General features: G+C 63.8%; 21 protein-coding genes. 9 read left to right on the forward strand and 12 right to left on the reverse strand.

Annotation, left to right across the window (positions count from 1 at the left end; genetic code table 11):
• Window positions 1–3: 3 nt before the first annotated feature.
• The 9 genes from BRA1253DRAFT_RS06745 to BRA1253DRAFT_RS06785 form a co-directional block, all read right to left on the reverse strand.
• Complete coding sequence (locus tag BRA1253DRAFT_RS06745; protein WP_007592444.1) at window positions 4–393, reverse strand: hypothetical protein; 390 nt, start codon at window positions 391–393, stop codon at window positions 4–6.
• A gap of 43 nt (window positions 394–436) precedes the next feature.
• Window positions 437–892 carry a MarR family winged helix-turn-helix transcriptional regulator gene (locus tag BRA1253DRAFT_RS06750; RefSeq protein WP_007592445.1) on the reverse strand — a complete coding sequence of 152 codons (456 nt, stop codon included), beginning with the start codon at window positions 890–892 and terminating at the stop codon, window positions 437–439.
• 14 nt (window positions 893–906) lie between these two features.
• Entirely contained in the window at window positions 907–1611 is a 705-nt protein-coding gene (locus BRA1253DRAFT_RS06755; protein ID WP_007592446.1) for an ABC transporter ATP-binding protein, read from the reverse strand.
• On the reverse strand, window positions 1608–2399 hold the full coding sequence (locus tag BRA1253DRAFT_RS06760; protein ID WP_007592447.1) for an ABC transporter ATP-binding protein: 792 nt from the start codon (window positions 2397–2399) through the stop codon (window positions 1608–1610). Before BRA1253DRAFT_RS06760 ends, BRA1253DRAFT_RS06755 begins: the two co-directional genes overlap by 4 nt.
• Window positions 2396–4285: an ABC transporter permease gene (locus tag BRA1253DRAFT_RS06765; protein ID WP_007592450.1), complete on the reverse strand. Its 1890-nt coding sequence runs from the start codon at window positions 4283–4285 to the stop codon at window positions 2396–2398. Before BRA1253DRAFT_RS06765 ends, BRA1253DRAFT_RS06760 begins: the two co-directional genes overlap by 4 nt.
• A gap of 157 nt (window positions 4286–4442) precedes the next feature.
• Entirely contained in the window at window positions 4443–5645 is a 1203-nt protein-coding gene (locus tag BRA1253DRAFT_RS06770; RefSeq protein ID WP_007592452.1) for an ABC transporter substrate-binding protein, read from the reverse strand.
• A gap of 25 nt (window positions 5646–5670) precedes the next feature.
• Window positions 5671–6255, reverse strand: coding sequence for an amino acid synthesis family protein (locus tag BRA1253DRAFT_RS06775; protein ID WP_007592453.1), 585 nt, complete (start codon window positions 6253–6255; stop codon window positions 5671–5673).
• Window positions 6256–6282: 27 nt separating this feature from the next.
• A complete protein-coding gene (locus BRA1253DRAFT_RS06780) occupies window positions 6283–7182 on the reverse strand; it encodes a UPF0280 family protein (protein WP_007592454.1) in 900 nt (299 codons plus the stop codon).
• Complete coding sequence (locus tag BRA1253DRAFT_RS06785; protein ID WP_035992890.1) at window positions 7179–8636, reverse strand: hypothetical protein; 1458 nt, start codon at window positions 8634–8636, stop codon at window positions 7179–7181. The genes BRA1253DRAFT_RS06780 and BRA1253DRAFT_RS06785 overlap by 4 nt, the downstream gene beginning before the upstream one ends.
• A gap of 281 nt (window positions 8637–8917) precedes the next feature.
• Here BRA1253DRAFT_RS06785 and BRA1253DRAFT_RS06790 point away from each other — a divergent pair, with 281 nt between their 5' ends.
• Both BRA1253DRAFT_RS06790 and BRA1253DRAFT_RS06795 read left to right on the forward strand, forming a co-directional pair.
• The gene (locus BRA1253DRAFT_RS06790) at window positions 8918–9400 is read left to right on the forward strand and encodes a (2Fe-2S)-binding protein (protein ID WP_007592457.1); all 483 of its coding nucleotides are present in this window, start codon (window positions 8918–8920) and stop codon (window positions 9398–9400) included.
• The gene (locus BRA1253DRAFT_RS06795; RefSeq protein WP_007592459.1) at window positions 9400–12930 is read left to right on the forward strand and encodes a molybdopterin cofactor-binding domain-containing protein; all 3531 of its coding nucleotides are present in this window, start codon (window positions 9400–9402) and stop codon (window positions 12928–12930) included. The genes BRA1253DRAFT_RS06790 and BRA1253DRAFT_RS06795 overlap by 1 nt, the downstream gene beginning before the upstream one ends.
• On the opposite strand, the gene BRA1253DRAFT_RS06800 is transcribed toward BRA1253DRAFT_RS06795, so the two are convergent.
• Window positions 12927–13895, reverse strand: coding sequence for a catechol 2,3-dioxygenase (locus BRA1253DRAFT_RS06800; RefSeq protein ID WP_007592461.1), 969 nt, complete (start codon window positions 13893–13895; stop codon window positions 12927–12929). The genes BRA1253DRAFT_RS06795 and BRA1253DRAFT_RS06800 overlap by 4 nt on opposite strands.
• A gap of 438 nt (window positions 13896–14333) precedes the next feature.
• On the opposite strand from BRA1253DRAFT_RS06800, the gene BRA1253DRAFT_RS06805 reads away from it, so the two are divergent.
• The 3 genes from BRA1253DRAFT_RS06805 to BRA1253DRAFT_RS06815 all read left to right on the forward strand — a co-directional run bounded on the left by BRA1253DRAFT_RS06805 (window position 14334) and on the right by BRA1253DRAFT_RS06815 (window position 17897).
• Window positions 14334–16073, forward strand: coding sequence for an ATP-binding protein (locus BRA1253DRAFT_RS06805; protein ID WP_007592463.1), 1740 nt, complete (start codon window positions 14334–14336; stop codon window positions 16071–16073).
• A 103-nt stretch (window positions 16074–16176) separates the two neighbouring features.
• Window positions 16177–16755, forward strand: coding sequence for a peroxidase-related enzyme (locus BRA1253DRAFT_RS06810; RefSeq protein ID WP_007592464.1), 579 nt, complete (start codon window positions 16177–16179; stop codon window positions 16753–16755).
• 200 nt (window positions 16756–16955) lie between these two features.
• A complete protein-coding gene (locus BRA1253DRAFT_RS06815) occupies window positions 16956–17897 on the forward strand; it encodes a hypothetical protein (RefSeq protein ID WP_035992893.1) in 942 nt (313 codons plus the stop codon).
• A 17-nt stretch (window positions 17898–17914) separates the two neighbouring features.
• Here the strand turns inward: BRA1253DRAFT_RS06815 and BRA1253DRAFT_RS44335 are convergent, their stop codons facing one another.
• Together BRA1253DRAFT_RS44335 and BRA1253DRAFT_RS06820 are read right to left on the reverse strand one after the other, a co-directional pair.
• Complete coding sequence (locus BRA1253DRAFT_RS44335) at window positions 17915–18058, reverse strand: hypothetical protein (RefSeq protein ID WP_007592467.1); 144 nt, start codon at window positions 18056–18058, stop codon at window positions 17915–17917.
• Window positions 18059–18208: 150 nt separating this feature from the next.
• Window positions 18209–18832 (reverse strand): ParB-like protein, encoded by a 624-nt coding sequence (locus tag BRA1253DRAFT_RS06820; RefSeq protein ID WP_007592469.1) that lies wholly within the window; start codon window positions 18830–18832, stop codon window positions 18209–18211.
• A gap of 269 nt (window positions 18833–19101) precedes the next feature.
• On the opposite strand from BRA1253DRAFT_RS06820, the gene BRA1253DRAFT_RS06825 reads away from it, so the two are divergent.
• The 4 genes from BRA1253DRAFT_RS06825 to BRA1253DRAFT_RS06840 all read left to right on the forward strand — a co-directional run bounded on the left by BRA1253DRAFT_RS06825 (window position 19102) and on the right by BRA1253DRAFT_RS06840 (window position 21661).
• On the forward strand, window positions 19102–19443 hold the full coding sequence (locus BRA1253DRAFT_RS06825; protein ID WP_007592473.1) for a hypothetical protein: 342 nt from the start codon (window positions 19102–19104) through the stop codon (window positions 19441–19443).
• Between the two features lie 247 nt (window positions 19444–19690).
• Window positions 19691–19978 carry an acyl carrier protein gene (locus tag BRA1253DRAFT_RS06830; RefSeq protein WP_007592476.1) on the forward strand — a complete coding sequence of 96 codons (288 nt, stop codon included), beginning with the start codon at window positions 19691–19693 and terminating at the stop codon, window positions 19976–19978.
• A 10-nt stretch (window positions 19979–19988) separates the two neighbouring features.
• A complete protein-coding gene (locus BRA1253DRAFT_RS06835) occupies window positions 19989–20459 on the forward strand; it encodes a 3-hydroxyacyl-ACP dehydratase FabZ family protein (RefSeq protein WP_007592477.1) in 471 nt (156 codons plus the stop codon).
• Window positions 20456–21661, forward strand: coding sequence for a beta-ketoacyl-ACP synthase (locus tag BRA1253DRAFT_RS06840; RefSeq protein ID WP_007592478.1), 1206 nt, complete (start codon window positions 20456–20458; stop codon window positions 21659–21661). Before BRA1253DRAFT_RS06835 ends, BRA1253DRAFT_RS06840 begins: the two co-directional genes overlap by 4 nt.
• Window positions 21662–21746 lie beyond the last annotated feature (85 nt).

The following is a 21746-nucleotide window of genomic DNA, read 5'->3' on the forward strand; positions in this document are numbered from 1 at the left end:
CAATCAACGGCGCTTAGCGATTTCACAACGCACGTAGGTCTGGCGCTTGCCTTGCCCGACCGGGCTGTTGTCCATCACCAGCTTGCCATCAGCGGCAATGGAAACCCGGGGACTAGAGCGATACTTCTCGCCCTCGCCTTCGCAGGCGAGCTTCATTTTCCAGCTGAGCTTTCCATCGGCGGTGATCTCGCTGGCGCGGCACCTGGTCTCGTACCAATAGAGGCGGTTGCCGCCCTCGATGCTCATGCGGTTGGCGCTGTCCTGGTCGCGGCAATCCTTTTTGGTTGACGCCCAGAACCCCTCATAGGCTTGCGCCGCGAGGGCTGGAGCACACTGGCCCGCAAGCACCGCGCTCATACTCAGAACCGTCGCAAACTGCGTCGCCGCTCTCATACCGAAAAACCTCGACAAGACCTTCATCGAGGTTAGTCGCGCCTCACCGCAGCTTGTTCAACAGCGCCATCAGCATCTCGCGCTCCTTTGCCTCGAGCGGCGCCAGCGTCTCCCGGGTGATCGCGAGCGCATTCGGCGCGACCTTTTCCGCCAGCTGCTGGCCCGCGCGCGTCAGGCTGACCAGAAGCCGCCGTCCGTCCTCGGGATCCTGGCTGGTTTCGGTCAGGCCGCGCGCCGTCAAACGATCGATCACGCCCTTGATGGTCGCCACATCCATCGCCGTCAGGCGCCCGAGCTGGTTCTGCGAGCATGGCCCGGCCTCGGCGAGCTTCGACAGCGCCGCCCATTGCGTCGGCGTAATATTGGTGCCGATCTCGCGAGAGAAGATCGCGCTGTGACGCTGCCAGACCTGTCGAAGGATGAAGCCAACCTGCTCATCGAGCACGTAAGGCGGCTTTGCCGGTTTGACGCTTTTCTTCGCCGCGACGCTTCTCGCCATCCGCTCCCCGCCCCCTACAACGACAAATGTGCGTCGCGGATATCCGGACGCGCATCGAGCTCGGCCATGGTGCCGCCGAAACAGATGCGGCCGCGCTCGATGATATAGGCGCGATCGGAGATCAGCCGCGCAAAGTGCAGATTCTGCTCGGAGACGACGATGCTGACGCCCTCCTTCTTCATGGTCAGGATGGCCTCAACCATCTGCTCCACGATCTTCGGCGACAGGCCTTCCGAGGGCTCGTCGAGCAGCACCAGCGACGGATTGCCCATCAGCGTGCGTGCGATGGTGAGCATTTGCTGCTCGCCGCCGCTCATGCGGCCACCCGGGCGATTTTTCATCTCGCCGAGGTTGGGGAACAGCGAAAACAGCTTGTCGCGGGTCCAGTGCGGCGCGTTCGGGCGCTTCGGCTGGCGGCCGACTTCCAGATTCTCTTCCACCGTCAGATCGGTGAAGATACGCCGCTCCTCCGGCACGTAACCAAGCCCATCGCGCACGATCTCATGCGTTGGACGCGCCGAGACATCCTTGCCTTCGAACATGATCCGTCCTGAGCGCTGCGCGACGAGCCCGACGATCGAGCGGAACGTCGTCGACTTGCCGGCGCCATTGCGGCCGAGCAATGCCACGACTTCCCCCTCGCCGACCTCGAAGCCGATGTCGAACAGGATATGGGCCGGGCCATAATGACTATTGAGGTCTTGCACCGTGAGCTTCATGCCGATGCTCCCTCGCGATGCCCGGCATCGTATAGCAGGCCCTCGCCAAGGTAGACCGCCTGCACCTGCGGATTGCCGCGGACCTCGGCCGGCGAGCCCTCGGCGATCAGCGTGCCGCGGTTGAGCACGATGATGCGATCGGCGTGCTCGAACACCACGTCCATGTCGTGCTCGGTGAAGAGAACGCCGATCGATTTTTCCCGGGCGATCTGCGCGGTCAGTCGCATCAAATCGACGCGCTCGCGCGGCGCCATGCCGGCGGTCGGCTCGTCCATTAGCAGCAACTTTGGCTGGTTGGCGAGCGCGACGGCGAGCTCGAGCCGCTTGAGATCGCCATAGGCAAGCTCGCCACAAGGGCGATCCGCATAGCCGCCCATGCCGACCAGTTCGAGCAGTCGCCCGGCTTCGCCGCGGTCGAAGTTCGGCGCCGAGCCCCAGAGATTGAACAGCTGCTTGCCATGCGAGATCAGCGCGACCTGCACATTCTCGCGCACCGTCATGGTCGCGAAGGTCGCGGTGATCTGGAAGGTGCGGCCCACGCCCATCCGCCAGATCTCGCGCGGCTTCCTGCCGGTTGTGTCCTCGCCGAGCAGGCGGACGTGGCCGGTGTCAGGCTTGTTCTGTCCGTTGAGCATATCGAAACAAGTGCTCTTGCCCGCGCCGTTCGGTCCGATCAGCGCCAGGATCTCGCCTGATCGCAGCGAGAACGAGACGCCGCGCACGGCGTGGACGCCGCCGTAGGATTTGGTCAGTCCTTCGACCGCGAGAAGTGGGGGGGCGACGCTCATTCGGCGGACTCGACCGGCTTGGCAAGCAAGGGGGAGCCCGGCGGCGATGCCTTCCTGCGGCGCTGCGCCAGCATCTCCAGCATGCCGACGATGCCCTTGGGGAAGACGACGACGATCAGAACGATGAAGCCGCCGAGCACGAGTTTTGACAGATCGGTCTGGCTGACCAGCCAGATGTTCAAGGCCTTGTAGACGATGGCGCCGATCACCGCGCCCGACACCGTCTCGACGCCGCCGAGCAGCACCATGACCAGCGCATCGACCGAGAGCGAGATGCCGAGATTGTCCGGGAAGACGCTACCCTTGAGGTAGGCGAACAGCGCGCCGCCGATGCCCGCGGTCGTGCCCGCGATCACGAAGGCCGTCCACTGGATGCGCTTGGCGTTGATGCCGACCGCTTCGCTGCGCAGCAGCGAGTCGCGCGTTGCTCTCAGCGCATAGCCGAATGGCGAGAACACCATTGCCCGCAAAGCGATCGTCACGAGCGCAGCAACACCGAGCGACAGCCAATAGAAATGCGATGGGCTCGCGGCCCAGCTCGCGGGCCAGACGCCCAGGATGCCGTTGTCGCCGCCGGTGACGCTCACCCACTGGAACGCGATCGACCAGACGATCTGCGCGAAGGCGAGCGTCAGCATCGCAAAATAGACGCCCGAGAGCTGTACCGCGAAGAAGCCGAACACGGCAGCGCCCATGCAGCCGAGCAGCGGACCGAGCAACAGGCAGACGATCATCGGCAGCCCCGCCATCTTGGCGAGGAAAGCGACGCCGTAAGCGCCGAGGCCGAAATAGGCGGCGTGGCCAAAGGACGCGAGCCCGCCGACCGACATCAGGAAGTGCAGGCTGACGGCGAAGATCACGGAGATCGCGATCTCCGAGCCGACGGTCAGTGCATAGTTGCCGGCGAACAGCGGCAGCGTCGCTGCGATGACGAGCGCTGCAAGCGCAGCCAGCCGCTCATTCGACGTCAGCGGCCGCCAGGGATTGACGGTGAGACCCGGCGTCTTGCGCGCGGGGGCCTCTGGTTTGCCGAACAGGCCCCAGGGCCGCACGATCAGCACCGCCGCCATCACCAGGAACACCAGGATGATGGAGATTTTGGGAAAGATCAGGATGCCGAAGGCGTTGAGCTCGGAGACCAGCACCGCCGCGACGAAAGCACCGATGATGCTGCCGAGGCCTCCGATCACCACGACAACGAAGACCTCGACGATGATGCGCAAATCCATCGCATGATGCACGGCATCGCGTGGGATCTGGAGCGCACCGCCGAGAGCGGCGAGGAAAACGCCGACCGCAAACACGCTCGTGAACAGCCATTTCTGATTGACGCCGAGCGCTGCGACCATGTCGCGGTCCTGCGTCGCTGCGCGCACCAGCACGCCCCAGCGCGTGCGCTGAAACAAAAGCCAGAGAATGCCGAGCACGACCGGGCTGAGCACGATCAGGAATAAATCATAGCTCGGGATGTTTTGGCCGAAGAAGTCGATCGCCCCCTTGAAGCCGGGTGCACGGCGCCCGACGAGATCGTCCGGGCCCCAGATCAGGACGACGAGGTCTTCGACCATCAAGGTCAGGCCGAAGGTCGCAAGCAGCTGGAACAGCTCGGGCGCGTGATAGATCCGCCGGAGCAGCACCATCTCGACAATGACGCCGATCACCGCCACGGCAAGCGCAGCGATGACGATCCCGCCCCAGAAGCCGAACGTCCCCGATAGGCGCTCGGTGAGCGTGAAGGCGATATAGGCACCAATCATGTAGAAGGCGCCGTGCGCGAAATTCACGATCCGCGTCACGCCAAAGATGATCGACAGGCCCGACGCCACCAGGAACAGCGACGCTGCGCTGGCGAGACCGGTCAGAAACTGTACGACATAAAAGGCCATCGGCGGTCCGGGTTAGTGTTGCATCACCTCTCCCCGCTTGCGGGGAGAGAGAGCTTCGTAGGGTGGGTTAGCGCAGCGTAACCCACCTCTTCTGGTTCTGCGGGTACAGACCGTGGTGGGTTACGCCTCCGGCTAACCCACCCTACGGCAGCGGAGATCAATCCTTCGGACGCAGCTTCTCGACTTCGGCATCACTTGGCAGATAATCCGCGCCCTTCTTGTAAGACGAGTCCACCATCACGCCCTTGCCGTCCTTCAGCGCGGTCTTGCCGACATAGGCACCGAGCGTCGACTGGTGATCGATCTTGCGGAAGGTGATCTCGCCCAGCGGCGACGGCATCGACAGCCCTTCCGCCGCAGTGATCAGCTTCTCCGGATCGGTCGAATTGGCCTTCGCCAGGATCGCCGCCGCCGACTTGATGGTCTGGTAGCCGACGATCGAGCCGAGGCGCGGATAGTCGTTGTACCTGGCCTGATAGGCCTTCAGGAACGCGTCGTGCTCGGGCGTCTTGATCGAGTACCAGGGATAGCCGGTGACGATCCAGCCCTCTGGCGTCTCCTCCTTGAGCGGGTCGAGATATTCGGGCTCGCCGGTGAGGAACGAGACGACCTCGCGTCCCTTGAACAGGCCGCGGGTGTTGCCTTCACGCACGAGCTTCACGAGGTCCGCGCCGAAGGTGACGTTGAGGATCGCTTCGGGATTTGCCGCGGCAACCGCCTGCACCACCGGGCCGGCGTCGATCTTGCCCTGCGGCGGCCACTGCTCGTCGACCCACTGGATGTCGGGCCGCTTCTCCGACATCAGCTTCTTGAACACCGCGACCGCGGACTGGCCGTATTCATAGTTCGGCGCAATCGTCGCCCAGCGCTTTGCCGGCAGCTTGCTGGCTGCTTCCACCAGCATCGCCGCCTGCATGTAATTGGAGGGGCGCAGTCGGAACGTGTACTTGTTGCCCTTCGACCAGGTGATGGCGTCCGTCAGCGGCTCGGCCGCCAGGAAGAACACCTTCTTCTGGTTGGCGAAGTCGCTGACCGCAAGACCGATGTTCGACAGGAACGTACCCGTCAGCATCGCCACGCCCTCGCTCGACACCAGCTCGTTGGCCGCGGTCTGCGCATCCGCCGGCTTGCCGCCGTCGTCCTTGGACACGACGATGAGCTTCTTGCCGTTGATGCCGCCGGCTGCGTTGATCTCTTCGACCGCGAGCTGCCAGCCCTTGCGATAGGGCTCGGTGAACGCCGGAAGCAACGAATAACTGTTGATCTCGCCGATCTTGATGTCTTCCGCCAGGGCCGAATGAGCCATGCCGCTTGCCAACAGCGCGAACGCCGCGCCGACAAAATAGTTCTTTGCTCGCATCCCAACCTCCACTTTTCTGAAAAGATTAACGCAGTCCGTCTTCGCCCTTGATCTCCGCAACGGTCAGCCCGCCGACGCGCGGCAAAGGACGGCCGCTGTCGGTGACGGCGACCGCGACCATGATCTCGTTGGCGCGCGGCGCGTCGTTGATCTGCACTTCCATGCCGTCGAAATGACTGCGCACGAAGGCTGCATCCTTGTGGCCCAACGGAATGTCCAGCGTCGTGCCGGGTCCACTGCGCTTCTTCGACGACGGGATCAGCGCAGCGCCCTTGCCTAGCACTTTGCGCACCGGCGCACCCATTTTCGGGTGAAGGATGGCGGCTGCATGCTCCAGCTCGCCGTTTTCGCCGACGGCCGCGGCCTTGCCATAGCTCTGCGCCTTGGACCCGTCGATGCCAAGCGCCGCCACCGCGCGCTTCGACAGCAGCTCGCCGAGCTCCTCGCCGATCGCGATCAGCGGCGAGAGATCCTCGACATATTTTCCGGCAAACGGGTTCTCGATCACGGCGATTGCCGCCGCACGCCGCGTCGCCGGCGAGACCTGGCGGCCCATCTCCATCTGCGTCTCTTCGACAACGGTGACGATCTTGCGGATGATCGCGCTCATGATTTTTTCCTCGAGCCGCTTCCCTGTTCAGGCATGAACCGCGTTCTCTTGTACAAGCGGGCGCGATCGTTGCCGTTCAATATCCTTGGTCCCGATGACAAGCATATCACCACAAAGCTGCAACACGGCACCCTCGATCAATCCGCGATCGAATAATTGCCGTGCACATTCCGCGCCAGATTCGAGCGCGGTGGCGATCTCGTTCTGCGACAATCCACCAACGTTGCGGGTCACGAGCCGCGCGCCGAGATCGCTGTCGGGCTGAAGCTCGCACGCTGGCTTTCGGATGATCGCCGAATGCCCCGGCAGATCGACGGCATTCGCAATGATCGTCGCGGCGGCATCGGCTTGCGAGGCCGTTCCGGCCAACACGGTCACCGCATCGGCAATCCCGAGCGAAAAGCTGCGGCCGTGCCTTCCGCTGGTCGCAATGCCCCGCACGGTATCATCGGCATCCACCCTGATTGTCCGCATCACGCCGCCGCGATCGGGCCGGTCCATCAGGCCGACCGAAAAATGCTGGCCGTCGCCGAGATGCAGGGCGATGTCGCCGCCATTATTGACATAGGCTCGATCGAGCGCCGCAGCGTTCAGCATTGCGCCGAGAATCTCCTCCGCCACGCCGCCGGCAACCGCCGCCATCGGCGTAATGAAGTCATCAGCGGCATAGGGCGCCACCGCGGCGTGCATGCGGCGCGCCACGACGCCTACCAGCAATGTCCGCTCCGGCTCAGCTGCCGCCCGCAGTTCTGGCAGTTCCGCGCAGAGCTCGTCGAGCAAACCCGTGAAGCGCCGGGCCGCAGCCTCATAGGCCGCGCGCACTGCGTCGGCAGCCCCCCTCGCCTCGACGATCAAATCAATCGGTCCATCCTGCAAATGCAGCCGCCGGCCATCAGACAGCAACGCGATTTGCGGGAGCCTTGTCATGCCCGAGGCCCCGGAATCGGGTTCTGCCAGGGCAATTGGCGGACATCCTCGCCGCCCTGAACTTCGGAGAGCGGTTTCACATAATCCATGTGCCCGCCGAGTGCCGCATAGTCCGACAGCTTCATCGTGAATTCGATGGGCGCGACCAGCGCCGGCGTCGGCACGTAACCAAACGCCCCCGCCGGCATCTGCGTCACGTCGACCATGTAGGTGATGCCGCCGCCCGGCCAGACATAGACCGGCGCGCCGCCACTGGTGACGCGCGTCAGGGCGTCCTTCACCGAGCGCGTCAGCCGCACTGGATTGTCGGTCACGCCCGCCCGCAAGGAACCACCGGCGCCGGCCATGAACAGCACCGTACACAGCGCTGGCTCGCAATTCTCCTGAATGCGCTCGACCGAGAACTTGAGGTCGTCAGGCATTTCGGTCTCGACCGGCTTCAAGGCTTCGTCGAGCACGTAATAGGACGAATGCTCGCCCGTCGTGGAGACCATCAGCATGGTGAGGCCAGGCTTGGCCTCCTTCGCGTCGAACGGTCCCAGGATTGCGAGCGGATCGGAGATATTGGTGCCGCCCCAACCCGTGCCGGGATCGGCGACCTGGAAATAGCGGCCGGGCGTCGAGCGGCGCCCCTTCATCTTGATGCCGGTATCGGCGATGTCGAGCAGCTTGCCGGCCTGGTGCTCCGAGAGCACGCCGGTGATATGGTCGTCGACCACGACGACCTCGTCGACCTTGCCGTGCCATTGCTTGGCGAACATGCCGATCGTCGCCGAGCCGCAGCCGACGCGCATGCGCTCTTCTTTCATGCCGTTGACGATCGGCGGCTGGCCGGCTTGCACCACCACGCTCGCGCCACCGTCGATGGTGAGTTCGACCGCCTTGCAATTTGCGAGATCCATCAGCGTGTCGCAGGTGACGCGGCCCTCCTTCTTGGAGCCGCCGGTCAGATGATGCACGCCGCCGAGCGACAGCATCTGCGAACCGTATTCGCTGGTGGTGACATGGCCGACCGCCTCGCCTTGTGCACGGACGGTCGCGGTCTCCGGCCCGAGATAGCGGTCGGTGTCGATCTTCACCTTGATGCCGCAATAGGAGAAGATGCCCTCGGTGACGACAGTCACCATGTCGACGCCGTCGACCTCGGCCGAGACGATGAACGGCGCCGGCTTGTAGTCGGGATAGGTCGTCCCCGCGCCGATCGCCGTTACAAAGGTGGAAGGCTCGTGGACGATCTTGCCGTCCCAATCTTCGGTGCGGCTGAACGGAACGAGCTTGCCGCCATGCGACACGGTGCGCTCCAGGATCACATGCGGATCGACGCGGACGAGCTTGCCTTCGTGATTGGCATAGCGGTCGCAGGCGCCCGCCGCGCCCGGCTTGATGTAGCACATCACCGGACACGCATCGCAGCGGATCTTGTCGATGGCGGCGCTCGTAGGTTCAGTCACCATGTCAAAGCCAGCCGACAGTGCAGTTATCATTTGTACACGAACGATGTTGCGCGCCCTCCCGATGGCTGTCAAGCGGCGGTGCGGCGCAAAACATACGCCTGCCGCATAAAACCTCATTTGCCTACCCGCCCTGTCCACAAAGAAGGCATTCGCGCTGCACTGCGGCATGCACGGCTTGCACGTTTGTGTACAAACGGTATCGTCGCAACGTAGATTTTGAGCGGACTTGGAATTCGCGAAGCTTTGGCCGCGGCGCTCAACGAGTCGACTTGGGAACGAGGATGACGCAGACACCGATCCGCCTCACCGTGAACGGCAGAATCCACGAGCTCACTGCGGCGCGAGACACGCCGCTGCTCTATGTGCTGCGCAACGATCTCGCGCTCAACGGTCCGAAATACGGTTGCGGCCTCGGTGAATGCGGCACCTGCACTGTCCTGATCGATGGCGCGGCGGCGCGCTCGTGCGTCATTCCGATCAGTGGCTGCGCCGGCCGCGACATCGTGACGCTCGAAGGGCTCGGTATCCGCGACAACCCGGATGTGGTGCAGCAGGCCTTCATCGACGAGCAGGCCGCGCAATGCGGCTATTGCCTCAATGGCATGATCATGACCACCAAGGCGCTGCTTGCGATCAACCCGCGGCCCACCGAGCAGGAGGCGCTGGCGGCGCTGCGCTACAATCTCTGTCGCTGCGGCACGCATATCGAAATTCTTCGCGCCGTGATGCGTGCGTCTGGCCAGCTCGCCGAGGCCGGTGATTGATGGCCTCCCCGCATCCGAACGGAGCTGAGCTGCAATCCGGCTCGCTCGTCGTCGTCCGCACGGTGGACGAGTGCACCTCCGAGACCTTCGTCCGCATTACCGCGGAGGGTTTGGTCAGCGCCTACAATGGTCATGTCGATCTCGGCACCGGCATCCGCACGGCGCTTGGCCAGATCGTGGCCGAGGAGTTGGATGTGTCCTTTGCCCGCGTCGTCGTCGTGCTCGGCGACACCGCAACGGTGCCGAACCAGGGCGCGACGATCGCGAGCGAGACCATCCAGATTACCGCCGTTCCCCTGCGCAAAGCCGCCGCGCAGGCGCGACACTTCCTGATCGCACGTGCGGCCGAGCACCTGGAGCTGCCGGCAGCCGATCTCAGGATCGAAGACGGCCTCGTGCGCGGGCACGACAATCGCAGCATCAGCTATGGCGAGTTGATCGGTGGAGAGACCATTCGTCTCGAGCTTGCCGACGACGTCGCCCTCAAGCCGGTGGGCGATTACGCCATTGTCGGCCAATCGATGCCCCGTGTCGACCTCCCGGCCAAGGCCACGGGCGAGCTGACCTTCGTGCACGACATCCGCGTATCCGGCATGCTGCACGGCCGCGTGGTGCGCCCGCCCTATGCCGGGGTCGACGCCGGCCCGTTCGTCGGCACCAGCCTGATTTCGGTCGACGAATCCTCGGTGCGCGACATTCCCGGCATCATGGCCGTCGTACGGATTGGCGATTTCGTCGGCGTCGTCGCGGAGCGCGAGGAGAACGCGATCCGCGCGGCGGAGCAGCTTGCGGTGAGCTGGCGACCGACGCCTGAACTGACCGATCTCGCCGACGTCGAGAACGCGCTGCGCGCCAATCCATCGACGCCGCGGACGCTGATCGACAAGGGCGACGTCGACGCTGCCATTGCCGGTGCGGCCAAACCGATGCAGCGCACTTACGTCTGGCCATATCAGATGCATGCCTCGATCGGCCCGTCTTGCGCGGTCGCCGACTTCCAGGACGGTAACATCCGTGTCTGGTCGGGCACGCAGAACCCGCACGTGCTGCGCGCAGACCTGTCGCTGCTGATCGAGCGTCCCGAGAGCGAGATCGAGGTCATCAGGTTGGAGGCCGCCGGCTGCTACGGCCGCAACTGCGCCGACGATGTCACCGCGGACGCGTTGTTGCTTTCGCGCGCGGTCGGCCGGCCCGTGCGCGTGCAGCTGACGCGCGAACAGGAGCACGCCTGGGAGCCCAAAGGCGCCGCGCAGCTCATCGACGTCAATGGCGGCCTAGACGCGGCGGGCGACGTCGCCGCCTACGATCTCGCCACGCGCTATCCGTCGAATGCCGCCCCGACGTTGGCGCTGTTGCTGACGGGGCGGATATCGCCGAGGCCGGACGTCCTCCAGATGGGCGACCGCACCGCGATCCCGCCTTACGATTACGACCACATGCGCGTCGTCGCACACGACATGGCGCCGATCGTGCGTGCGTCCTGGTTTCGCGGCGTCTCGGCCCTGCCGAACACCTTTGCGCATGAATCCTATATCGACGAGGCCGCAACCGAGGCGGGCGTCGACCCGATCGAATATCGCCTGCGTTACCTGAAGGACCAGCGCGCCGTCGATCTCGTCCATGCGGTCGCCGAGCGGGCGGGCTGGACGCCGCGGCCGGTGCGCGAAGAGAAAGACGGCGAGATCGTGCATGGGCGCGGCTTTGCCTATGCGCTCTACGTCCACAGCAAATTCCCCGGCTACGGCGCGGCGTGGTCGGCCTGGGTCACCGACGTTGCCGTGAACAAGGCCACCGGCGACGTCAGCGTGACGCGCGTGGTCGCCGGGCAGGACTCCGGATTGATGATCAACCCGGACGGCGTGCGCCACCAGATCCACGGCAACGTCATCCAGTCCACCAGCCGCGCGCTGATGGAGGAGGTCTCGTTCGAGCGCGGCGCAGTCTCGGCGCGTGAATGGGGTGCCTATCCGATCATCCCCTTCCCTGACGTGCCCAAAATCGACGTGTTGTTGCTGCCGCGGCAGGACCAACCGCCGCTCGGCGTCGGCGAATCCGCCTCGGTCCCGAGTGCGGCCGCGATTGCGAACGCGATCTTCGATGCCACCGGCGTCCGATTTCGCGAGCCGCCGTTCACGCCTGAGCGTATCCTCAAGGGGCTGCACGGCGGCGCCCCGGCCACGCCGCAGGCGCTGCCAGCTCCCGCTACGCCACAGCCATCCCGCATCTGGGAAAATCCCTTCGCGAAACGCGCCGGCGTCTTCGCGACGATCGCGGCAGTCTGCACCGCGGCAATCGGCATCGGTGCGGCTCTTTTGCCGGGCCGGGCCATCGCGCCGATCACCCGACCCGATGCATCCGTCTATTCCGCCGCAACGATCGCGCGCGGGCAACAACTGGCCGCACTCGGCAATTGCGCGGAGTGCCACACCATGATCGGCGGTGCGCTCAACGCCGGTGGCCGCGCCCTGGGGACGCCGTTCGGCACGATCTACGCGACCAACATCACGCCAGATATCGAGACCGGAATCGGCGCCTGGTCCTATCCCGCGTTCGAGCGCGCGATGCGCGACGGGCTGCATCGCGACGGACGGCAGCTCTATCCCGCCTTCCCCTACACGCACTTTTCGAAGACTGGCGATGCCGACATGCAGGCGCTCTATGCCTATCTGATGGCGCAACCAGCAGTGCGCTCGACGCAGCCTACGAATACGCTCGCCTTCCCGTTCAATCTCCGCCCGCTGCTCGCGGGCTGGAATGCGCTGTTCCACCAGACGCGGGAGTTCAAGCCTGATCCCGCCAAATCCGAGGTCTGGAATCGCGGCGCTTATCTCGTCGAGGGCCTCGGCCATTGCAGCGGCTGCCATTCGCCGCGCAACGCACTCGGCGCCGAGCAGCGTGGCGCTTATCTCGCCGGCGGCTTTGCCGAAGGCTGGGAGGCGCCGCCGCTGACCTCGCTCTCGCATGCGCCGATCCCATGGAGCGAGGACGAGCTCTTCGCCTATTTGCGCACCGGCCACTCGCGATATCATGGCGTCGCCGCCGGACCGATGGCGCCGATCGTCAGGGATCTCGCGGCCCTGCCCGACCAGGACATCCGCGCCATGGCCGTCTATCTCAACTCGTTCAGTGACGCCGCGACCGACGGCAAAGCCCAGGATGCGATTGCTCTAAAGCTCGAAGCTTCAACGCAAGTCACGATGGCGTCCTCAGCCGGCGCGCGACTCTATCAGGGCGCCTGCGCCGTCTGCCACGAGGTCGGCGGCCTGCCGCTGTTCGGCAGCCGCCCCTCGCTCGCGCTCAACAGCAATCTGCACAGCGCGACATCGGACAATCTCGTTCAAATCATCCTGCACGGCATCGCCGAGCCGGTGTCGAGCGATCTCGGCTACATGCCGGCATTCAAGAACAGCATGAGCGACGCACAGGTCGAGGAACTCGTCACGTTCCTGCGCAAGCAGTTCGCACCGGACAGGCCAGCATGGACCGGCGTGCGCGAGACAGTCACGCGCCTCCGGACCTCAGCACATTAAGCGTGCTTCTTCACGTCCACCGGCGGCGTGCCGTGAGTATGGAACGACTCGATCGTCTTCAGGCCCCACGCCTGTCCCTTCTTGCGCTCCTCCTCGGTCCACACGATCGGCTTCCAGTCGGGCGCGAGGATGAGACGGGCGCCGGCATTGGCGACTTCGACGCGGTTTCCGCCGGGCTCGTAGACATAGAGGAAGAAGGTCTGCTGTATCGCGTGCTTATGCGGCCCGGTCTCGATGTGAATACCGTTCTCCAGGAAGATATCTGCGGCGCGCAAGATCTCCTCGCGGCTGTCGAGCGCGTAGGTGACGTGGTGGAAGCGGCCGGGCGTGCCGGAATGGTCGAGCGAATAGGCGAAATCGTAGCTCTTGTTCGACATCGTCAGCCACATCGCCGCTTCGCGGCCGTCGTTGAGCACGATCTGCTCGGTGAGCCGACAGCCGAGATAATTCTCGAAGAACTCGCGGTTCGCCTTGATGTCCACGGCGAGGCAATTGAGGTGGTCGAGGCGCCGGACGTTGACGCCACGCGCGGGAAAGCGCTGCGCCTGGTTTTTCAGTGCGGGCTTCAGCTCGGGTGGCGCCTGATACCATTCGGTCTCGTAATAGAGCTCGACGATGTGTCCATCGGGATCGCGGCAGCGGAAGGTCGGCCCCTGCCCCATATCGCCGTCGATCCAGCCGATGTCGAAGCCGGACCCTTTCAGCGCCGCAACGCGGCGCTCCAGCGCCTGCTGGCTGCGCGCACGCAACGCCATGTGCTCCATGCCTGACGTCTTCGACGCCGTCAGTTTGAGCGAATAGCGCTCGTAATCGTCCCAGCCGCGCAAATAGACCGACTCGCCCTTTTGTCCGCTGACGGTCATGCCCATGACGTCGACGAAGAATTTCAGGCTCTCGTCCGGCTTCGGCGTCAACAGCTCCATGTGGCCGAGATGAGCGAGATCGAGGATCGGTTCGGGCTGCATGGTGTCCTCCGAGGCGTGGCTTGCGATCCGCTGGACCGGATCCCGCGATCTGGCGCCGGCTGTAATCCGCTCACGCGCCGGCGGGCGGCACCGGGGTCGCCGGTTCATTTGTACTAATGTACAAATGATTAGGTCCCGTCAACAAATCAAACATCGCCCCCGAGCGAATGACGGGCCATCCAGGATGACAACTCGTCCCCCGAACGGCGGACCGACTGCCTGAATGGTAAAATCTTCCTTAAGCACTCCCAGGCCCGCCGGCCGGAAAAAAGCAGCATTTTACGGCCGTTTCTGCCCGCAAGTATGTATTGGGAACAAACCTCGCACCCGAATTGTCGCGGATTTAACGAAGCGCCGGCGCCTGCCGTTTAACCGTTTGTCCAGCGGCGGCCGTGCATAGTCCGGGGCAACCCGTTGCTCTTGCCAGGTTCATTCATTGTGACATCCTTTGGACGCGTGATTTCAGTTCGCGGGTCGCTCGCCCGGGTCGGGCTGCTGGCTGAAAGCCGGATGCCGGTCTCGGAAGTTCGGGCCACTGTCGGCCGCTTCGTCAGCATCCGCTGCGCCAGCTCGGTCATCGTCGCCATGATCACCGAGGTGTCCTGCGAGAACCTCTCGAGCAACGACAATTTGATCGCCATCGCCTCGGTCGACCTGCTGGGCGAAATCCTCAACGCGACCGGCAAGGCCAAATTCCAGCGCGGCGTCACCAACTATCCGACCATCGGCGATTCGGTCGATCTGATCACGAGCCAGGAGCTGCGCACGATCTACGCGCCCACCGGTTCCGACCAGATCAATGTCGGCTTCCTCCAGCAGGACAGCTCCGTCGTCGCCTATGTCGACATCGAGGAAATGCTCTCCAAGCACTTTGCGGTGCTGGGATCGACCGGTGTCGGCAAATCGACCGGCGTGTCGCTGTTGCTCAACGAGATCCTCAAGGCACGCCCGAACCTGCGCATCTTCCTGCTCGATGTGCACAACGAATATGGCCGCTGCTTCGGCGACCGCGCGCTGGTGCTCAACCCGCGCAATCTGAAACTGCCGTTCTGGCTGTTCAATTTCGAGGAAATCGTCGACGTGCTGTTCGGCGGCCGCGCCGGCGTGCCTGAAGAGCTCGACGTCCTCGCAGAAGTCATTCCGCTCGCCAAGGGCGTCTACACCCAATACCAGAACGCCGACCGCATCGGCTTGAAGCGCATCGATCCCAAGCAGATCGGCTACACCGTCGATACGCCGGTGCCCTATCGCCTGGTCGATCTGATGTCGCTGATCGACGAGCGCATGGGCAAGCTCGAGAACCGCTCCTCGCGCATCATCTATCACAAGCTGATCTCCCGCATCGAGGCGGTCCGCAACGACCCGCGCTACGCCTTCATGTTCGACAACGCCAATGTCGGCGGTGACACCATGGCCGAGGTGATCAGTCATCTGTTCCGCCTGCCGGCCAACGGCAAGCCGATGACGGTGATGCAGCTCGCCGGCTTCCCGGCCGAGGTCATCGATTCCGTCGTCTCGGTGCTCTGCCGCATGGCCTTTGACTTCGGCCTGTGGAGCGACGGCGTTTCGCCGATGCTGTTCGTCTGCGAAGAGGCTCACCGCTACGCCTCCGCCGATCGCAATGTCGGCTTCGGGCCGACCCGCAAGGCGGTGTCGCGCATCGCCAAGGAAGGCCGCAAATACGGCGTCTATCTCGGCCTCATCACCCAGCGTCCGGCCGAGCTCGACGCCACCATCATCTCCCAGTGCAACACGCTGTTCACGATGCGTCTTGCCAACGAGCGCGACCAGGCGCTGCTGCGCGCCGCGGTGTCGGATGCAGCCGCGAACCTGCTTTCGTTCGTGCCCTCGCTCGGTACCCGCGAAGTGCTGGCGTTCGGCGAAGGTGTCGCACTGCCGACGCGGCTGCGCTTCAAGGAGGTACCGCCGCATCAATTGCCGCGCGGCGAAGCCACCATCAGCAGCGTGCCGTCCGTCACCTCCGGTCACGACATGCATTTCGTCGGCGCCGTGCTCGAGCGCTGGCGCGGTGCCACCTCGCAGCGCGACGTGCCGAACGATCCGGTGTTCTCGGCGCCGCCCGCGAAGACGCTCTCCAACGTCGAAGCCCCGATGCTGCAACCGTCGATGGGGTTGGATCCGGACCGCTTCTCGCTGCTGAAGAAGCCGCTGCGGTAAAGCAACACTCGTTTTCCAGCTCCGGCATTGCCAGCCCGGCGTCACGTTGAGCATGGCACCGGCATCGACTATGGTTGCCGGCCCCAAGCCGGAATCCATGCCCATGACAAAGCCCGCGCAACGCTTCCCCGCTCCCGCCCTCGATGCGCTCCCTGACGACATCCGCACACGTCTCCTCGCCGTGCAGGAGAAGAGCGGCTTCGTGCCGAACGTGTTCTTGACGCTGGCCTACCGCCCGGACGAGTTCCGCGCCTTCTTCGCCTACCATGACGCGCTGATGGAGAAGGACGGCGGCCTTACCAAAGCCGAACGCGAGATGATCGTGGTCGCGACCTCGGCGGCCAATCAGTGCCAGTATTGCGTGATCGCGCATGGCGCGATCCTGCGTATCCGCGCCAAGAACCCGCTGATCGCGGACCAGATCGCCACGAACTACCGCAAGGCCGACATCACGCCGCGGCAAAAGGCGATGCTCGACTTCGCGATGAAGGTCTCGGCCGATGCGCAGCGGATTTCCGAGGACGATTTCACCGCGCTCGCGCCGCATGGCTTCAGCGACGACGACATCTGGGACATCGCCGCAATCTCAGCCTTCTTCGCACTGTCGAACCGGCTGGCGAATTTCACCGGTATGCGGCCGAATGACGAATTCTATCTGATGGGACGGCTGCCGAAGAAATGACCGACTGCCGCGAACGCGGTAAGGACCGGGTCGCCGACAAACGCAGTGGATGAGCTCCCGTTTGACGGGAACTCTGTGTTTTCGCAATCGCATACGTTTTATTAAGAATCTCACCCTCAACTAGCACAAACGCTTTGGCACAACTTGCGTAGTTTCCGTCACCGGAGACGTGGATGAGTCGTGCCTGTTGGGGGCTTCTCATGAACGTGCGGGCATTTGTTGTCGCGACCTGTATCGGCACGGCATTCTTCGCGGTCGGATACGCCTGGAACTATCAGCCGGAGATCATCAACGCGAACGAGATATGGAGCATGTTCGAATCGGAGCATGGCAAGGCACGGGCTGCCGTCTTACGCGTCCTCATTGCGCCGAATTCAGCTCACTTCAACGGCCTGCGAACGGTCGATGCAGACAAGGCAAGATACGTATGCGGCTCCGTAAAGGCGATGGATAAGGAGAGGCAGTATGTCGAGGCCGCGTTCGTTTACACCGTCGCGATCGATTTTGCCCGTATCGACGACGACGGCCGGATGACGTCGCAGCGCTCTGCTTACAGGCCCTGCCCAGACGCGGCCGACGACAAAATTGCCGACCAGAACACGCTGATATCCCCCGGCGCGCTGTCGATGATCAAGACCGTCGAAAAAATCATCCCCAAGTCCAGCGGCGGAACGATGGAACAACAGCTTGGCCAGCTGGCCGGACAGACAGCGGCGGTCGCGCCAGGTTCGGCGGTCCCGCGGAGATCGGCCGGCTCATCGGGTTCGGCAGGCTCAGCAGGGGCAGGATGGGCGCCAGCAGCCCAGCATTCGAGTTCGGGCGTGGAGGCACGACAAGCAGATGAACTGACGTGGCGTGTCGACCAGCCGCCGAACGCATGGCCGAATTTCCCGTCGGACCATCCGCTGGCGAAATCGACCCAGAAGCGGACGAGCGCCGAGGCCCTGGCTTTCGCGAAAGATATCGAGGGTCGATGGGAGGACGCCAAATCATCCGGCGTTCCGGCCAAGCGTCCTTCGCCTGAGGAGATCAAGGAAGCATGCCGCGCGCTTCTTACGATCGATCCCACGGACAAGGATTATCCGCGGGCCTGGGCCGCCTTTGTGCGGCTGCGCAAAATCGATCGCGACGCTGCTGGTTGAACCGGCGTGAATCTGTCCTAGCGGTTCGCCATCAACTCGAGCGCCGGGGCAAAGCGCTCTGAAAACGTCAATGTCTTGGCATGGTGAACTGCCGCGAACGATGCCGATATCCCGGCTGAAGCGACCACGAGCAGGGCAACGGCGAAAACCAGACGGCGCATTTCGGCCTCCTATGAGAGCTCGACAATCCCAACAGATGGCACGGTTTTGTTTCAGCACGGCTTCGCGCGGACGGAAGATGGTTTCGCTCAAGAGGCTGTGATCAGATCAGGTTTGCGCAGCTGCATGCCGTACTGCTGCGAGCGTTGCGTCTAATCATCCTCCGCTGGCCCACACCAGCCGGGCAGATAGATCGCATCCTTGCTCTTGGCTGAGGACATCGCCTTCTCAAGTGCCTTGTCGAAATTGGCATCCACAGCCTTGCGCGACAGCTTTCGCCGCAGAAAGTCGGCCCACAGGAATTCGGAGAACGGCGTGGTGTCCTTGGCGAAGCCGCCCATGCGGCGCAGCTCGCCGGCAAGGCTCCGGAAGGGATCATCCTTGAGATCGACGACGGATTTGGGCAAATCGCGGAACGGTCGCCGTTCACCCTTGGCGTCGTAGGGATAGACCCAGCGCTTGTTGTCCATGACGCCCCAGAAAGCTTCGCGCTCGACCATCCTGAGGTCGCCGACGATGGTGACCAGCACCTCCTTGACGCCCTCGTCGTGCAGCGCGCGACCGAGATGATGATGGTCGATCACGTAATAGCGCTCGTCGGGGCCGTGCACGACGGGGATCATATGCTTGCCGAGCAGATCGGCCTGCTTCTTCTTGTCGTGCTCGCGCCAGCGCTTGCGCTTCTCCTTGACCTCGCGCATTCCGACCGTCATCTGCGTCGGCCGCAGCGACAGGATCGACACCGGATGCACTCTCGGTTCGCGCGTATTGGTCATGGTCGAAAGGCCTTTAACATGGTTGCAACTGCGTGGTCAGGTTCCCTGGACTATGCCATGGGCATCGCGCCGGCAAATGCATTCGGTTCGGTGGGATTATTGCATCGCACCCTCTGCATGCCGGAACGACCACGGTTCCACGATCCTTCGTTCGCAGCCCTGCAGGATAGTGCGGACGCGCAATGCACGTGCGCGTTGAGAAGATTTTCTGCAACGCGTTCACCACGTATGCTATCTAAAAATCGCTGCTTCGGAGTGATCCCTGCACCATGACAACCCAGCGGCCCATAAGCTCGGATGACGAGCACCGGGTGCTCCAGTTCAGGCCGCGCACCTCGCCTTCCCCGACGGGCTACCGCGGCAACGGTAGCGTGCAGCAATTGCGCGTCGCGCCCGAGCCGCTCGACCTGTCGCGCTACGAGCAGCCCCGCACTGAACCGGACGATTTCCGCCATCGCATGCTCGCCAACATCGCGGCGCTGGCCTTCACCATCGCACTGACCGCGATCGGGATATGGCTCGCGGTGAGCATCGCCGACCTGCGTCGGACCCAGGATTGCGTGCTGATGGGCCGCCGCGACTGCGTGAAGATCACGACGCCGCACATCTAGGCAAGGCGTCTGGCGAGCAAGACGTCTGGCGAGGCCCGCCGGCGGTACTTCGGCGGAAACGGCTCAGCCGGGCATCCCTGCCCTGTCCCCACACCCGCCGGCTCCATTGAACTCAGGGCGGCGCTCCGATATACGGGCTTTCGACCCGGCCAGAGGGGGGTTGAGGGCGTCATCGGGGCGCGATGCCCACCCACCGTTCCACTCTGGACAATCTGACAAATATCTGCAAAATATCAAAGGCTTAGTGATGTCCTCCACATTCGATCAGGTCGCTACGATCATCGCTGAAACCTGCGACATCCCGCGCGACACGATCACGCCGGATAGCCATGCCATCGATGACCTCGGCATCGACAGCCTCGATTTCCTGGACATCGCGTTCGCGATCGACAAGCAGTTCGGTATCAAGCTGCCGCTGGAAAAGTGGACCCAGGAGGTCAACGACGGCAAAGCGACCACCGAGCAGTACTTCGTGCTGAAAAACCTGTGTGCCCGCATCGACGAACTGGTTGCGGCCAAGGGCGCGAGCGCCTAAGCGCGCGGTCATGCAACTCGAATACTTTCACATGATAGATCGCGTCGTCGACCTCAACGTCGACGCGAAGACGATTGTCGTCGAGGCTCAGGTCCCGATGGAAAGCACCATCTTCGAGGGGCACTTCCCGGGCTATCCCCTGATGCCCGGCGTGCTCCTGATCGAATCGATGGCGCAGGCCTCGGGCTGGCTTCAGCTTGGCGTGCTCAAATTCGAGCGCATGCCGATCCTGGCTGCCGTCAAGGAGGCCAAGGTCCGCGGCTCGGTCTTCCCCGGCGATCTCATGAGCATCGAGGCGAGCCTGACCCATCAGGGCTCGGGCTACGCCGTGACCGAAGCCAAGATCAAGGTCGGCGGCAAGCTGCGCGCGAATTCGACGCTGACCTTCACGCAGATTCCCTTCCCCCATGCGGATATGCGCGCCCACATGGACGCGGTCGCCAAACGCGTCGGCTTTCCGCAACAGGCCGTATCGCCATGACCGAGACTGCTTCGAAGCCCGCCCAGACGGAAGTCTGGATCACCGGCATTGGCCTCGCCACCTCGCTCGGCGAGGGCCTGGACGCCAACTGGGCCGCGCTTCAGGAGAAGCGCATCAATGTCGACGAGAAGGGCTTTGCGCCCTACATCGTGCACCCCCTGATGCCTGTTACCTTCGACAGCCAGATTCCGAAGAAGGGCGACCAGCGCCAGATGGAAGCCTGGCAGCGCATCGGCACCTATGCGGCCGGGCTTGCGCTCGACTCCGCCGGGATCAAGGGCAACAAGGACATTCTGTCGAAGATCGACATGGTGGTCGCCGCCGGCGGCGGCGAGCGCGATCTCAACGTCGACACCGGCGTGCTTACGGCCGAGGCCAAGGGCGCCAACGCGCCCGGCTTCCTCAACGAGCGGCTGATGAGCGATCTCCGGCCGACGCTTTTCCTGGCCCAGCTCTCCAACCTGCTCGCCGGCAACATCGCCATCGTGCACGGCATTGGCGGCACCTCACGCACCTTCATGGGTGAAGAGGTTGCCGGCGCCGATGCCGCCCGCATTGCATTGTCGCGGATCGCCTCCGGCGAGAGCGACATCGCGCTGATCGGCGGCTCGCACAATGGCGAGCGCAAGGACCTCATGGTCCTCTACGAATTCGGCGACTTCAATCTGAAGGACAAGTTCGCCCCCGTGTGGGCGCGCAAGGATCACGCCGGCTTCGCGCTCGGCTCCGCTGGCGCGTTCCTGGTGCTGGAGTCGAAGGCGCATGCGGAAGCGCGCGGCGCAAAGCCATTCGCAAAGCTGTCGAGCGTCGTTGCCGACCTTGCCCGGCGCAAGACCCCCGGCGACATGGCCGCGACGCTGGAGAAGCTTTGGGCAAAGTTGCCGAAGCGCGACGGCAAGGGCGCGATCATATCGGGTGCGACCGGCGCTGAGCCGGCGACATCGGAAGAGCGCGGCTTCCTGAAGGGCCACGCCGAGTTCCCGGTGCGCTCGACCGGCACGATGTTCGGCCACACCATGGAGACGCAATTCCCGCTCGGCATCGCGCTCGCCGCGCTGTCGATCTCGCGCGGCGCCCTGTTTCCGCCGAACGATTCCACGGGCACCGAGATTGAAATGCAGGGAGCGCCCACCCAGATTGTGGTGGTGGGGGCCGGACACTGGCGCGGCGAAGGCATGGCGCTGGTCGAGGCAGTAAGCTAAAGCGCGTTGCGCTTTGGCAGGTTATTGTTTGGGCATGATCTTCTCGAAAAACCGCGTCACGCTTTTTCGGATCTTGCTCCAGCTC

It is taken from the genome of Bradyrhizobium sp. WSM1253, from assembly GCF_000244935.1.
Taxonomy (GTDB): Bacteria; Pseudomonadota; Alphaproteobacteria; order Rhizobiales; family Xanthobacteraceae; genus Bradyrhizobium; species Bradyrhizobium canariense.